The sequence below is a fragment of the Inquilinus sp. OTU3971 genome, assembly GCF_038440215.1.
The window spans coordinates 1-13888 of the sequence record NZ_JASATH010000026.1; the positions used below are offsets into that span (position 1 = coordinate 1).

The window sequence follows — 13888 nt, forward strand, 5'->3', positions numbered from 1 at the left end:
AGACCCCTCCCCCTACCCCCCTCCCGCAAGGGGAGGGGGGACAAGGAAGAGACAGGATCGGTTCCTTCCGAAAGGGTCTCGCTTGCAGGGCTGTTTCAACCGCACGACCTGCTGCGGATCGATGCCAAGGCCGTCGCAGTGTTGGCCCGGGACCTACCCCCCTGGGCCGCGGCGTCGCTGGCGGCGATCCCCTGGGTGGTGATGCGCCGGGCGGTGGCTTACGGCGGTCTGCTGCCGGTCGGGATTCGCGGAAATCGACGCTCTGAACGCTGCGCTGCCTGGCTGCCACCAGCGGCAGTCGTCGAGTGCCGGACGCCGGAGGACCTGGCCGCGGCCCGAGCTTGGCACACGCATCTTCACCTAGCCGAAATCCCGGCGCTCGCCGTACTCGACGCCGTCGCCACCCTGCTCGCCGGACTGGGTTGGGGGCCGGCCGGCAGCGTCGGCTTCGAGCTCGCCACCGGGCGCCCCACAGCGCATCCGGACAGCGACCTCGACATCGTCCTGCGTGCGCCAGGGCGGATTATCAGCAACGAAGCCAGCCGCCTGCTGGCGGCTCTGGGGGCGCTGCCGGTCCGGGTCGACGTCGCGGTGGAGACGCCGCTCGGCGCCTGCAGCCTGGCCGAGATCGCCGCTGGCGGCTCCGCTGTAGTCAAGTCCCCCACCGGGCCGCGGCTGGTCCGCAATCCCTGGGCCGAACGGGCGGCGGCATGAGCCTCGCCTTCCTGTTCCCCGGCCAGGGGGCGCAGAGCCCCGGCTTCCTGCATCGGCTGCCGGACCATCCCGCCGTCGCGGCGACGCTGGCGGAGGCGACCACGGTGCTCGGCCGGGAGATCCTGGAACTGGACGCGGGCACCGCCTTGCAATCAACCGCGGCGGTGCAGCTCGGCCTGCTCGTCGCCGGCGTTGCCGCGGCGCGGGCGCTGGCGGCGGAGGGCGTCGTCCCCGCGATGGTCGCGGGCCTGTCGGTCGGGTCCTTCGCCGCGGCGGTGACGGCCGGCGCTCTCGCCTTCCCCGACGCGCTGCGCTTGGTCGACCGCCGGGCACGGCTGATGGAGCAGGCCTGCCCGGCCGGATTCGGCATGGTGGCGGTGACCGGGCTGCCACAGCGCCGGGTCGAGGCGATCGTCGCCGAGGCCGGCAAGATCGCCCCCCTCTACCTCGCCAATCTCAACGGGCCGGCGGAGTTCGTGCTGAGCGGCGCCGACGCCGCGCTGGACCGCGCGGTCGAGATGGCGCAGCAGGCCGGCGCGCGGCGGGCGGAGCGGCTGGCCGTGGCCGTGCCGTCGCACTGCCCGCTGATGGAGGGGGCCGCGGCGGCCCTGATGGCGGCGGTCGAGTCAGCACCGGTAAGAGCGCCGCGCATCCAAATCGTCGGCAACCGGCGGGCCCGGATGCTGCGCGACGCCGCTGCGATACGAGAGGAGCTGGGGACCAACCTGGCCCATCCGGTGCGCTGGTCCGACAGCGTCACCCTGATGGCCGAGCACGGCGCCACGGCCTTCCTGGAGATGCCGCCCGGCACGGTCCTGACCCGGCTGGCCGCGGCGGAATTCCCCGACCTGCCCGGCCGGGACATGGAGAGCCTGTCGCTGCCGGGCGCCCTGGTCTTCGCCGCCCACGCCAAAGAGCGATGAGAGCAGCCGCAGAGGACGCTTATCCTCGGGACCCACTGCCCACGCCTTGATCACACCGCCGGATCATGCCTGTCCCCTCATCAGGTCGGCCTGCCGCACCCTGGCGGCGGCCAGCGGATCTGCGGCTGGTACGCTGCCTGCATGCGCTGCGGTTCCACAGTCGCTGCGGATGACGCAGTATCGCGCAGCCGGGACCGTGCGGCGTCTCGTTCGTCCGGACGTCCGGTCCCACCCGTCGAGATCGCGTGTCGGAGCTGCCCCGAACCCGGAGGCCCTGATGGAAGTCAAATGGCTGGAAGATTTTCTCAGCCTGTCCGCGACATCGAGCTTCTCCCGCTCCGCGGATGAGCGCCACGTCACGCAATCCGCCCTCAGCCGCCGTATCCGGCAACTCGAGACCTGGATCGGTGTGCCGCTGTTCGACCGCACCAGCTATCCGGTGCGCCTGACCCTGGAAGGCCAGGACTTCCTGCCGCGGGCGCGAAAAATCCTGGATCTCGTGCACCAGACCCGGATCGACCTGCGGCACCGGCACGACGTCGCGGCGGAGACCCTGTCCTTCGCCACGCTGAACACCCTGTCCCTGACCTTCTTCCCGACCTGGATCCGGCGGCTGGAGAGCCAGCTCGGCCCGCTGCGCACCCGCTTCGAGACGCGGCCGACCTTCGCCGGCATCATCGCCACGCTGCTCGACGGCCATTGCGACTTCCTGCTGACCTATGCCCATGAATCGGTGCCGCTGATGAGCGACATTGCCTATTGCGAGCACCGCTGCCTGGGCGAGGAGCGGGTCATCCCGGTCTCCGCGCCCGACGCCCGAGGCCGGGCGCTGCACGCGATCGACAGCGGCGGCGGGCCGATCCAGTATCTCAGCTACGGCACCGGCTCCTTCTTCGGCCACGGCCTGGTCAAGCTGTTCGCCGGGCGCCCGCTGCCGCTCGCCGTGGTCTATGAGAACGCCATGTCGGCCGGCCTCAAGGCCATGGCGCTGGCCGGGCGCGGCCTGGCCTGGATCCCGGAGAGCCTGATCGCGGAAGAGCTCCGCTCCGGCGCCCTGGTCCGGACCGGCAACCCGACCTGGACGCTGGATGTCGAGATCCGGCTCTACCGCGCCTCCGCCAACCGTGCCTGCGCCGAGCGGTTCTGGTCGGCCGTGCCCGACTGGCGGGACGAGATGCCCCTGCCCCGCCGGATCTCGGCGGTTTGACCAGCGAGCGCAAGCGCCTGTTCAAGGAAGGCGAGGCCGTCCTGCTCGTCCAGCCGGTCGAGGCGGTCGTAGAGGCGATCGGCCTCGCTTGAGTCGAGCGTGCCGCGGCAGCAATCGGCGAATTTGGCCCGGCGATCGGCGTCGTCGAACGGGTCGGCAATGGTGCCCTTGGCCTCGCCGCGCTCGCCCGACAACACCCGGCCGTCGGCGAGGCAGATGGTGACCCGGTGCGGCAGCGGCCGCCCGGCTGCCCGCTCCTCCTCCGCCGAATGGGAGGTCATGGCGATGCGCGGCAGCAGGACGCGCACCGGCCCGGCCCCGACCGCCTCGGGGGTGAAGTCCGACAGCTCCAGCCGGTCCTTCAGCAGGGCCAGGGCGATGCAGTACTGCATCGAGAAGCGCGCTTGCATCTCGTCCTCCGGCCGGGGATAGGCCAGGTTCCGCCGGTTGACGAGGCCCACCAGCGTCTCCACCGCCACCACCTCCGCCGCCGCGAAACCGTGCCGCGCCTTCAGGTCGAGGACAATGTCTACCGCGTTGTGAGTCGAGCCGCAGCAGGGGTGGCGCTTCGGCATCAGCCCCTCGCTCTCGATCACATGCGGCGCGCCGATCGCGACCCCGTCCCACCCCGCGGCGTCCGGTCCGCCGAACAGCTCGCGGAAGCCCTGTGGCGCCTCCAGGATGTCGAGCCGGCCGGTCATGCCGCATTCCGCCAGCGCTGCCGCCTCGACCGCGTTGCGCGCCGCCAGGCCGGCATGCAGCGGCTTGGCCGGCGTGCCGAACTGGCCCTTGACCCCGGCGGCCATGCTGACGGCGAGGCTCATGGCCCGGGCGATGCCGGCCTCGTCCAGGCCGCGCAGCCAGGCCACGCCCGCCGTCGTGCCGATGCAGCCGACGGTTGAGGTCGAATGCCAGCCGGCGGTGTAGTGCGACGGGTTGACCCCGCGCCCGACCACGGCCTGCGCCTCCAACCCGACCAGATAGGCGTCGACCAGCGCCCGCCCCGTCGCGCCCCGGGCCAGCGCCGGGCCGAGCAGCGCCGGCACCAGCACCGCCGAGGCGTGGCTGGCCCCCGGCCGGAAGTTGTCGTCGTAGTCCAGCGCATGCGCCGCGGTGCCGTTGACCAGGGCGGACAGGCTCTCTGCCGCCTGCCCGCCGCCGACCAGGGCGCAGCGCGGGCCGGCGGCGATCGAGCCGGCGAAGGCGGCGCGCACCGCCTGCACCGATTGGTCGCCGGTCCCGGCCAGCATGCAGCCGATGGTGTCGGCGATGGCGTGGCGGGCGCGGAGACGGGCGAGATCGCTGAACTCCACTCCCGAGCGGCTCCAGCGCGCGATCGCCTCGATGATGCTGACCATGGTTCCTCCGGCTCAGGCGGCCATGCCGGCCCTGCGGGCGTCGAGGATCAGGGCGAGCAGCCGGCCGAACTGGAACCGGTCGATCTCCCTTCCCTTAACCTCCGTGTCGGCGCGGTGGACGATGACGAGGTCGAGCGGCGGGATGACGATGCAGACATGGCCGCCGGCGCCCTGGGCGCTGTAGCTGCCCTCGGGCACGATCACGCCCGGGAAGGCGATGCCGTGCCGCGCCACCCACCACATGTAGCCATAGGCGCCGCGCGGGCCGGCGTCGGAATAGGGCAGCACGCTGGCCGCCGCCCAGCTCTGGGGCACCACCTCGCGGTCGCCCCAGCGGCCGTCGCGCAGGAACAGCAGGCCGAAGCGCGCCAGGTCGCGGGTCGACATGCGGAACGGATAGGCCGGGTGGACCGAGCACGGATCGGCCTGCAGCCAGCCATCCTCCCGCTCGGCGTCGAAGCGGAAATCCTGCAGGCCCAGCGGCGCCGCGATCCGGTCGCGGAAGGCGGCGTGGATGCCGAGGCCGGTCAGCTGCGTGTAGATCGTGCCGAGCGCGTTGAAGTCCCAGTTGCTGTAGCACCAGACCGTGCCGGGCGCGTGGGCATGGCGCGGCGGCTTCAGCGACTTCATCCAGGGCGTCTCGTAGCCCGCGGGATGGAAGATGCCGGACCGGGCGGTCAGCAGGTCGTAGACCGTCGCCTGCTTCTCGCGCTCGCTGAGCCCCTCGCGGTCGTCGATGCCGAGCGTGTCCAGGGTCAGCGACAGGTCGATGGCGTCGTCGCCCCGATGCGTGCCGATCAGGGCGCTGAGGAAGCTCTTGCGGATCGAATGGCACAGGTAGCGCCGGGTGACGTCGCCGCGGCTGGCGATCACCCGGCCGCCCTGGACGATCATCAGGGCGGCGGTGCCGATCCGGTCGGCATGGGCCCAGACCCGGTCGAGATGCTCGAGCGACCAGCCGGCCGAACGGATGTCCTCGACCATCTCCCAGATCGCGCCGGGCCAGGGATCGGCCTCCCCGGCCACTGTCGCGTCCCACATCATGCCACCGCCTCTCCCGTCTCGGGCGCAGGCCGGTAGCCGGTGCTCGCCTCCAGGAAGCTGCGCGTATAGGCGTCCTGCGCCTGGCGGGCGCGGACCCCTTGCGCCGTCATTTCCTCGACGATGCGGCCGCCGTTCATCATCGCGATGCGATCGCAGAGATGGGCGATCACGGGCAGGTCGTGGGTCACCATCAGATAGGTCAGCCCGCGCTCGCGCCGCAGCGCCTTCAGCAGGTTCAGGATCTCGGCCTGGACCGAGACGTCGAGCGCCGAGGTCGGCTCGTCCAGCAGCAGGATCTCCGGCTCGATGATCAGGCTGCGGGCGATGGCGACGCGCTGCCGCTGCCCGCCCGACAGCTCATGCGGATAGCGGTAGCGGAAACCGGTCCCCAGGCCGACCGCGTCGAGCGCCGCGTCGATCCGCTGCTCCTGCCGGTCGAAGCCGTGGATCCGCAGCGGCTCGGACAGCACGGCCCGCACCATCTTGCGCGGATGCAGCGAGGCATAGGGGTCCTGGAACACCATCTGGACCCGGCGGAAGAACGCCTTGTCGCGCTTGCGCGGCACCTCTCGGCCGCGGAACAGGATCGACCCCTGATAGGCGGTGTTCAGCCCGGCCAGGGCGCGCAGGACGGTGGACTTGCCGCAGCCGGATTCGCCGATCAGGCCGAAGGATTCGCCCTGGCGCAGGACGAAGGACACGTCGTCGACCGCGGTCATCGCGGCGGCGCCGGAGCCGAAGGTGACGCGCAGGCCGATCGCCTCGAGGATCGCGTCGGTCATGCCGCGGCCCCCGCCTGGAAGGTCGGGCCGTCGAGCCAGGCCGGGTCGCGGCTGGGCACCTGCAACGTGTCGACCGGCCGGTCGAGCCGCGGCAGGCTGTCCAGCAGTGCCCGGGTGTAGGGATGCTGCGCCCGGTGCAGCTCCCGCGCCGGCAGGTCCTCCAGGATCCGCCCGGCATACATCACCAGCACCCGGTCGCAGAAATCGGCCACCAGGTTGAGGTCATGGCTGATGAACATCAGCCCGGTGCCGCGCCGGGTCACCAGCTCGTCGAGGATGGTCAGCACCTGCCGCCGTACGGTCATGTCCAGCGCCGAGGTCGGCTCGTCGGCGATGATCAGGTCCGGCTCGGGAATCAGCATCATCGCGATCATGATGCGCTGGCCCATGCCGCCCGAGACCTCGTGCGGGAACAGGCGGAAGACGCGCTCCGGGTCGCGGATATGGACGGCGTCCAGCATCTCCAGCGCCCGCGCCTGCGCCTCGCGCGCACCGACCCGGTGGTGCAGCCGGTAGGCCTCGGTGATCTGCTTGCCCACCCGCATCAGCGGGTTCAGTGAGAATTTCGGGTCCTGCAGGATCATCGAGATGCGGTTGCCGCGGATCTGGCGCATCCGCCGCTCCGAGGCGGCGAGCAGGTCGATGCCGTCGAAGGCCAGCCGCTTCGCCGTCACCCGCGCCGCCTTGGGCGTCAGCTTCAGCACTGCCCGGCCGGTCAGCGACTTGCCGGAGCCGGATTCGCCGACGATGCCGACCTTCTCGCGCCCGACGGCGAAGGAGATGCCGCGCACCGCCTGGATCGTGCCGCGGCCGCCGGCAAAATCGATGCGCAGGTCCTCGACCTGCAGGAGCGGCTCAGCCATGGCGGGGATCCAGGATGTCGCGCAGCCCGTCGCCGAACAGGTTGAAGGCCAGGCTGGTGAGCAGGATGGCGCAGCCGGGGATCGCCGCGATCCACCAGCTGGTCAGCACGAATTCGCGGCCGCTGGACAGCATGGCGCCCCACTCCGGGCTGGGCGGCTGCGCCCCGAGGCCGAGGAAGCCGAGCCCGGCCGCGGTCAGGATGATCGCCGCCATGTTGAGCGTGATCCGCACCACCACCGAGGGCAGGCACATCGGCACCACATGGGACAGGATGATCCGCAGCGACGACGCCCCCTGCAGCCGCACCGCGGCGATGTAGTCGGAGGACCGGATCGACAGCGTCTCGGCCCGGGCCAGCCGCGCGATCGGCGGCCAGGCGGCCAGCGAGATGGCGATGATCGCGTTCTGGATGCCGGGCCCGAGCGCGGCGACGAAGGCCAGCGCCAGGACCAGGCTGGGGAAGGCCAGGAAGATGTCGACGACGCGCATCAGCACGATGTCGACCCAGCCGCCGAGATAGCCCGAGGTGGTGCCGATCAGGAGTCCGATCGGCGCCACGATCAACGCCGTCAGCACGGCGATGTAGAGCGTGATCCGGGCGCCGAAGACGATGCGGCTGAACACGTCGCGGCCGAGCTCGTCGGTGCCGAGCAGATGCGCGGCCGAGGGCGGCCGCAGCCGGGTGGAGAGGTCCTGGGCGTAGATGTCGTGGGTCGCGATCAGCGGCGCGAACACCGCCATCACCACGACGACCAGGAGGATGACCAACCCGAGCAGCGCCGGGGGGTTGCCCACCAGCCGCAGCAGCTTGAGCCAGAGCTGCTGGGCGCGGGCCTGCAGCGGCGAGGCCGGGACCGGGGCGTGCAGCCAGGCCCTGATCGAACCGGTGCGGAGGGCGGTGTCACTGGGCATGTCCGCGCTCATCGGGTGCGAGGGTCGAAGATGCGGTACAGCAGGTCGCACACCAGATTCAGCGTCACGAAGATGACGCCGATCAGGAGCGTGCAGCCCACCACCGCGTTCATGTCGCCGGCCAGCAGCGTGTTGGTCAGGTAGCGGCCGAAGCCGGGCCAGGCGAAGACCGTCTCGGTCAGCACCGCGCCCTCCAACAGGAAGGCGTAGGACAGGGCCACCACCGTCACCACCTGCACCGCGATGTTGCGGAAGGCGTGGATCCAGACGGTGCGGGCCCAGGACAGGCCCTTGACCCGCGCCGCCACCACATATTCCTGGCCCAGCTGCTCGATCATGAAGCTGCGGGTCATCCGGCTGATATAGGCCAGCGCGCTGAAGCCGAGGATCGAGGCCGGCAGGATGACGTGGCTGAAGACGTCGGCGAACACCTCCCACTGCCCCTGCAGGGCGGTGTCGAGCAGCAGGAAGCCGGTCATCGGCTCGACGTCGTATTCGTACATGAAATCGATGCGCCCGGGCCCGCCGACCCAGCCGAGCGTGGCGTAGAACAGCACCAGCCCCATCAACCCGAGCCAGAAGGTCGGCGCTGAATAGCCCAGCAGGCCGACCACGCGGACGACGTGGTCGACCGCGCTGTCGCGGTACATCGCCGCCAGCACGCCGAGCGGGATGCCGAGGCCGGTGCCGATGACGATGGCGACGGTGGCCAGCTCCAGCGTCGCCGGGAACACCCGGGCGATGTCCTCGACCACCGGCTTGCCCGTGGTCAGCGCCGTGCCGAGGTCGAGGCTGACGATGTCGTGCAGGTAGCGCAGGAACTGGACCCAGATCGGCTGGTCCAGCCCGAGCTGGCGGTACATCGCGTCATAGGCCGCCTGGGTGGCGTTGTCGCCGAGGATGGCGGTGACCGGGTCGAGCGGCAGCAGCCGCCCGATGAAGAAGGTCAGCGCCGCGAGGCCGAACAGAGTGACGGCGACGGACAGCACGGTCCGGCCGGCCGCCAGCGCCCAGGACGACAGCGCGCTCCGTCCCGGGGTCGCAATCGGACGGGGAGTGGCGATGGGGGCGTCGACCATGGCGGGGCGCTACTTGGCGACGGTTTCGTAATAGGTCCGGAAGCCGTTCCAGCTCCAGCTCTTCAGCGTCTTCCGGATGCCGGCGACGTTGTAGGTCTGGAACATGACGGCGCTGGGGCCCTGCTGCATCATCTGCAGCTGCAGGTCGCGATAGATCGCGTTCCGCTTCTCCGGGTCGCTTTCCAGGAGCGCCGCCTCGACCTTCCTGTTCGCGTCCTCGGAATAGAAGGAGGCGTTCCAGCTCGGGTTCTGGGTCAGCTTCGCCTCGGCCCGATTGTCAGGATTGTAGATCAGCCGCGACGCGTTGCCGTGCGCGTCGGGCACGCTGGTCTGCCACGACGACATCGAGGTCTGGTAATCCCGGCCGCGCACCCGGCTGAACAGCTGGGCATTGGCCATCCGCTCGATCGTCAGCTCGACGCCGATCCTGGCGGCGTTCTGCTGCACGCTCTGCGCGACCGGCGCGGCATGCGGCAGGGTGCCGATCAGGATGCTGGCCTTGAAGCCGTTGGGGTATCCCGCCTCGGCCAGCAGCGCCTTGGCCTTGTCGAGATCGAGGGCGAAGGGCTGCCCCTCCTCCTCATCCAGCGCGCCGACCGCGCCGATCTGGGCGAAGCTGGCCCGCGGCACGCCGATAGAGGACATCACGGTCCTGGCGAGGCCGTCATAGTCGATCAGGTAGCGCATTGCCAGACGCACCTTCTCGTTCGAGAAGATCGGGTCGGCGTTGTTGAACGCCCAATAGAAGAGTTGCGGTCTGAGGACCCGGACGATCGACACATCCGGCGAACTCTCCAGGTCGCGCAGGTCCTCCGGCGTCAGGTCGCGGGCGACGTCGACATCGCCCTGGGTCAGCAGCAGGCGCTGCGTCCCCGCCTCCGCCACATGACGGATCAGAATGCGCTTCAGGGCCGGCGCCTGACCCCAGTAGGTGTCGTTGGCCTGCAGGACCACGGCCTCGCCGGCGTTCCACTGCACCAGCCTGTACGGCCCGACGCATTCGGTGCGGGTCGCCAGATACTTGTTGCCGAGATCGCCGTTCACCTCGTTGGCCAGGATGGTCTTGCGGTCATGGGTGAAGGAGACGCGGTTCGCGGCGATCCCCTGGAGGACCAGGTTGGTCGGATAGGGCTTGTCGAGCTTGAGGACGAGGGTGCCATCGTCGGGGGCGGTGATCTGGGTCTCGACCTTGTCCTTGGTGAAGCCGTACTCGTTCAGCGTCGCCGCGTTGCCGAAGCCGAGCTTGACCACGCGCTGCATCGACCAGGCCGTGTCGGCCGCGGTCGCCGGGTTGCCGGAGGGGAAGGTCGCGCCCTTGCGCAGATGGAAGGTGATCTGCTGCCGGTCATCGGAGACGTCCCAGCTCTCGGCGAAGAGCGGCACCGCCTTGGTCTCGTCCGCCGGATCGAGATCGACCAGCGGGTCGCAGGTGCCCTGCACGATCTCGTTGGTCACCACCTCGCCGATCTGGGCCGGATCGAAGGTGCTGATGGCGTCGATGTTCCAGGCCATGACCAGCGCGTTCGACGGCGTGGCCGCCCCGGCGGCGAGCGGCGCTGCGATGATGGCGGCGCCGCAGACCACGCCGAGAACGCGGCGAAGCGAAGCCTTTTCAGAACGCCCGGCCCTCACCGTCATTGCGAGGAGGCGAAGCCGACGAAGCAATCCAGGGGCCACGCCAAACGGCCCTGGATTGCTTCGCTGCGCTCGCAATGACGATGTTGAAGAATTCGCAGAGATATTCTGAGACCGAAGAGATCTGTATGGTGCCGGGGTCGGACCAGCGAACATCGGTGGAGCCTCCGTGCTGTTCTGACAGTATGCGACGCCGCTATTTGCTGACCGGATCGTAGTAGGTCCTGAAGCCGTTCCAGGTCCAGTTCTTCAGCGACTTGCGGATCGCGGCGGGATTGTACATCTGGAACATGATGGCCATCGGCCCCTGCTGCATGATCTGCAGCTGCAGGTCGCGGTAGATCGCGTTCCGCTTCTCCGGGTCGCTCTCCAGCAGCGCCGCGTCGACCTTCCTGTTCGCATCCTCGGAATAGAAGGCGGCGCGCCAGGCCGGATACTGGGTCAGCTTGGCCTCGGCCCGGTTGTCCGGGTTGTAGACCAGCCGCGAGGCGTTGCCATGGGCGTCGGGCACGCCGGTCTGCCAGGCCTGCATCGCGGTCTGGAACTCCCGCCCGCGCACCCGGCTGAACAGCTGGGCGTTGGCCATCCGCTCCAGGGTCAGCTCGACGCCGATCTTGGCCGCGTTCTGCTGCACGCTCTGCGCGATCGGGGCGGAATGCGGCAGGGTGCCGATGAAGACGGTGGCCTTGAAGCCGTTCGGGTAGCCGGCCTCGGCCAGCAGCGCCTTGGCCTTGTCGAGGTCGAGGGAGAAGGGCTGCCCCTCCTTCTCGTCCAGCGCGCCAACCGCGCCGAGCTGGACGAAGCTGGCCCGCGGCACGCCGGTGTAGGTCATCACCGTCTTGCCGAGGCCGTCATAGTCGATCAGGTAGCGCATCGCCAGGCGGACCTTCTCGTTCGAGAAGATCGGGTCGGCGTTGTTGAAGGTCCAGAAGAACAGCTGCGGCTTCAGCACCCGGACGATCGAGACGTCCGGCGAGCTCTCCAGGTCCTTCATGTCCTCCGGCGTCAGGTCGCGGGCGACGTCGACATCGCCCTGGGTCAGCAGCAGGCGCTGCGTCCCCGCCTCCGCGACATGACGGATCAGCACGCGCTTCAGCGCCGGCGGCTCGCCCCAATACTTGTCGTTCGCCTGCAGCACCACGGCCTCGCCGGCATTCCATTGCGCCAGCCGGTAGGGTCCGACGCATTCGGTGTGGGTCGCCAGATACTTGTTGCCGAGGTCGCCGTTCACCTCGTTGGCCAGGATGGTCTGCCTGTCCATGGTGGCGGAGACGCGGTTCGCGGCGATCGCCTGCAGCACCAGATTGGTCGGATAGGGCTTGTCCAGCTTCATGACCAGCGTGGCGTCGTCGGGCGCGGTGATCTGCGTCTCGACCTTGTCCTTGGTGAAGCCGTATTCGGTCAGCGTCGCCGCATTGCCGAAGCCGAGCTTGACCACGCGCTGCATCGACCAGGCGGTCTCTGCCGCGGTCGCTGGGTTGCCGGACGGGAACACGGCGCCCTTGCGCAGATGGAAGGTGATCTGCAGCCGGTCGTCCGAGACGTCCCAGCTCTCGGCGAAGAGCGGGATCACCTTGGTCTCATCCGCCGGGTCGAAATCGACCAGGGCATCACAGGTGTTCTGCACGATCTCGTTGGTCACCACCTCACCGATCTGGGCCGGGTCGAAGGTGCTGATCGCGTCGATGTTCCAGGCCATCACCAGCGCGTTCGACGGCGTGGCCGCCCCGGCGGCGAAGGGCGCCGCGAGGATGGCGGCGCCGCAGGCCGCACCGAGGGTGCGGCGGAGCGGGCGGGATCCGGGCGACGCCGGGATCGGACGGGCGAACATGGATCGAGCCTCCGTGTTGTTCTGAAATTGTTGTCCGGCGTCCTCCGCGACCTTCGTCCGGGATGCCGGCCTCGTTCCCCCCGGGCCGGCTTGTCCCGCAGGGTCAGGCGGCTTTCGGTCGCGGCTGCAGCGGCGGCTGCACCTCCGCCGGAATCGGGCAGACATAGGGCGTCGCCACCGTCCGCTCCTGGTGGTCCTGCTTGGCCCGGGCCATCAGCAACTCGTCGTTCATCACGTCGAGCGCCGTGCCGGCCATGACCTTGGCGGCATGCACCATGCCCTTATGCGCGGCCGGCGCCATGCCCTGGGCGGTGATCTGCCAGGAATGGCCGGGCGTGCCGATGGCGTGGGTGGCGACCCGCGCCTGCACCGTCGGCACCACCCAGCTGACATCGGCGACGTCGGTCGACCCGATCATCGGCTCGCCCGTGGAGTCGCGCGGCACGATGAAGTCGCAGAGCGGCAGGTCCTTGCGCGGCGGCACGCCGACGCGGCGATAGTCGGTGAGGATGTCCTCCTCGCTCAGCGTCGCCTGGATCTGGGCGGCATAGTCCCGGTCCGCCGCGTCGAACGGCACCGGGCCGAGGCGCAGCAGGTGCTGGTGCATCGCCTCCTCCAGCGGCGTGTTGCCGAGCATGTTGGAGACGGCGCTCATGATCGAGATCGCGACCGAGGTCTCGGTCATCAGCGCGGCGCCGTGGGCGATCTTCTTGACCCGCTCGTTCAGCGCCAGCATGCCGGCCAGGTCGCGGGCGCGGATGGCGTAGCGCACCTTGGCCGAGGCCTGCACGACATTCGGCGCGATGCCGCCGGAATCGAGCATGGCGTAGTGGATGCGGGCGTCGGACGGCATGTGCTCGCGCATGTAGTTGACGCCGACATTCATCAGCTCGACAGCGTCGAGCGCGCTGCGGCCGAGATGCGGCGCCGCGGCGGCGTGCGAGGCGCGGCCGGTGAAGTGGAAGTCCATGCGGGTGTTGGCCAGCGACAGCGCCTCGTCGACCCGGGTCAGCGACGCCGGATGCCAGGTGATGGCGATGTCGACATCCGCGAAGGCGCCGGCACGGACCATGAAGGCCTTGGCCGCCCCGCCCTCCTCCGCCGGGCAGCCATAGTAGCGCACACGGCCCGGCCGCCCGGTCGCCTCCAGGAAGTCCTTGACCGCGGTGGCGGCCAGCAGGGCGGCGGAGCCCAGCAGGTTGTGGCCGCAGCCATGGCCATAGCCATTGCCGGGGATCGGCTTCGGCTCGGCGATGTTGGCCTCTTGGCTCAGCCCCGGCAGGGCGTCGTATTCGCCGAGGATGGCAATCACCGGCCCGCCCTCGCCCGCCTCGCCCATCACCGCGGTCGGGATGCCGGCGAGATTCTCGGTCACTCGGAAGCCCTGGGCTTTCAGCATCGCCGTGTGCTCGGCGACCGAGCGGTACTCGGTGTAGGCGATCTCGGGCATGCCCCAGATCCGGTCGCTCAGCCCCACGAACTCCGTCCGCTTGGCGTCGACCAGCTGCCAGATCTTGTCGGAATTCTGCATGGTTCTCG

General features: G+C 69.9%; 12 protein-coding genes. 3 read left to right on the forward strand and 9 right to left on the reverse strand.

The features are described 5' to 3' along the window. From AAHM41_RS09140 to AAHM41_RS09150, 3 genes are all read left to right on the forward strand, one after another. The coding region (locus tag AAHM41_RS09140; protein ID WP_342236219.1) for a malonate decarboxylase holo-ACP synthase at positions 1–714 on the forward strand (714 nt) is incomplete at its 5' end. Next, positions 711–1637 (forward strand): malonate decarboxylase subunit epsilon, encoded by a 927-nt coding sequence (gene mdcH / locus AAHM41_RS09145; RefSeq protein ID WP_342236220.1) that lies wholly within the window; start codon positions 711–713, stop codon positions 1635–1637. The genes AAHM41_RS09140 and mdcH, both read left to right, overlap by 4 nt. A gap of 277 nt (positions 1638–1914) precedes the next feature. Continuing rightward, entirely contained in the window at positions 1915–2844 is a 930-nt protein-coding gene (locus AAHM41_RS09150; protein WP_342236221.1) for a LysR family transcriptional regulator, read from the forward strand. On the opposite strand, the gene AAHM41_RS09155 is transcribed toward AAHM41_RS09150, so the two are convergent. The 9 genes from AAHM41_RS09155 to AAHM41_RS09195 all read right to left on the reverse strand — a co-directional run bounded on the left by AAHM41_RS09155 (position 2742) and on the right by AAHM41_RS09195 (position 13880). After that, positions 2742–4202, reverse strand: coding sequence for an MmgE/PrpD family protein (locus AAHM41_RS09155; protein WP_342236222.1), 1461 nt, complete (start codon positions 4200–4202; stop codon positions 2742–2744). The two genes, AAHM41_RS09150 and AAHM41_RS09155, sit on opposite strands and share 103 nt — an antisense overlap. Before the next feature lie 12 nt (positions 4203–4214). Further along, positions 4215–5246, reverse strand: coding sequence for a serine hydrolase domain-containing protein (locus AAHM41_RS09160; protein ID WP_342236223.1), 1032 nt, complete (start codon positions 5244–5246; stop codon positions 4215–4217). Continuing rightward, positions 5243–6028, reverse strand: coding sequence for an ABC transporter ATP-binding protein (locus AAHM41_RS09165; RefSeq protein ID WP_342236224.1), 786 nt, complete (start codon positions 6026–6028; stop codon positions 5243–5245). The genes AAHM41_RS09160 and AAHM41_RS09165 overlap by 4 nt, the downstream gene beginning before the upstream one ends. Continuing rightward, complete coding sequence (locus AAHM41_RS09170) at positions 6025–6891, reverse strand: ABC transporter ATP-binding protein (RefSeq protein ID WP_342236225.1); 867 nt, start codon at positions 6889–6891, stop codon at positions 6025–6027. The genes AAHM41_RS09165 and AAHM41_RS09170 overlap by 4 nt, the downstream gene beginning before the upstream one ends. Continuing rightward, positions 6884–7804 (reverse strand): nickel transporter permease, encoded by a 921-nt coding sequence (gene nikC / locus AAHM41_RS09175; RefSeq protein WP_342236226.1) that lies wholly within the window; start codon positions 7802–7804, stop codon positions 6884–6886. Before nikC ends, AAHM41_RS09170 begins: the two co-directional genes overlap by 8 nt. An 8-nt stretch (positions 7805–7812) precedes the next feature. Next, positions 7813–8883, reverse strand: coding sequence for an ABC transporter permease (locus tag AAHM41_RS09180; RefSeq protein ID WP_342236227.1), 1071 nt, complete (start codon positions 8881–8883; stop codon positions 7813–7815). A gap of 9 nt (positions 8884–8892) precedes the next feature. Then, complete coding sequence (locus AAHM41_RS09185; RefSeq protein ID WP_342236228.1) at positions 8893–10467, reverse strand: ABC transporter substrate-binding protein; 1575 nt, start codon at positions 10465–10467, stop codon at positions 8893–8895. A gap of 247 nt (positions 10468–10714) precedes the next feature. Further along, positions 10715–12349: an ABC transporter substrate-binding protein gene (locus tag AAHM41_RS09190; RefSeq protein WP_342236229.1), complete on the reverse strand. Its 1635-nt coding sequence runs from the start codon at positions 12347–12349 to the stop codon at positions 10715–10717. A gap of 103 nt (positions 12350–12452) precedes the next feature. Beyond that, positions 12453–13880, reverse strand: coding sequence for a M20 family metallopeptidase (locus AAHM41_RS09195; RefSeq protein ID WP_342236230.1), 1428 nt, complete (start codon positions 13878–13880; stop codon positions 12453–12455). Between the last annotated feature and the right edge of the window lie 8 nt (positions 13881–13888).

Coding starts and splice junctions, on each gene's coding strand:
- mdcH (WP_342236220.1), top strand. CDS start 711: ATGAGCCTCGCCTTCCTGTTCCCCGGCCAGGGGGCGCAGAGCCCCGGC.
- AAHM41_RS09150 (WP_342236221.1), top strand. CDS start 1,915: ATGGAAGTCAAATGGCTGGAAGATTTTCTCAGCCTGTCCGCGACATCG.
- AAHM41_RS09155 (WP_342236222.1), bottom strand. CDS start 4,202: ATGGTCAGCATCATCGAGGCGATCGCGCGCTGGAGCCGCTCGGGAGTG.
- AAHM41_RS09160 (WP_342236223.1), bottom strand. CDS start 5,246: ATGATGTGGGACGCGACAGTGGCCGGGGAGGCCGATCCCTGGCCCGGC.
- AAHM41_RS09165 (WP_342236224.1), bottom strand. CDS start 6,028: ATGACCGACGCGATCCTCGAGGCGATCGGCCTGCGCGTCACCTTCGGC.
- AAHM41_RS09170 (WP_342236225.1), bottom strand. CDS start 6,891: ATGGCTGAGCCGCTCCTGCAGGTCGAGGACCTGCGCATCGATTTTGCC.
- nikC (WP_342236226.1), bottom strand. CDS start 7,804: ATGCCCAGTGACACCGCCCTCCGCACCGGTTCGATCAGGGCCTGGCTG.
- AAHM41_RS09180 (WP_342236227.1), bottom strand. CDS start 8,883: ATGGTCGACGCCCCCATCGCCACTCCCCGTCCGATTGCGACCCCGGGA.
- AAHM41_RS09190 (WP_342236229.1), bottom strand. CDS start 12,349: ATGTTCGCCCGTCCGATCCCGGCGTCGCCCGGATCCCGCCCGCTCCGC.
- AAHM41_RS09195 (WP_342236230.1), bottom strand. CDS start 13,880: ATGCAGAATTCCGACAAGATCTGGCAGCTGGTCGACGCCAAGCGGACG.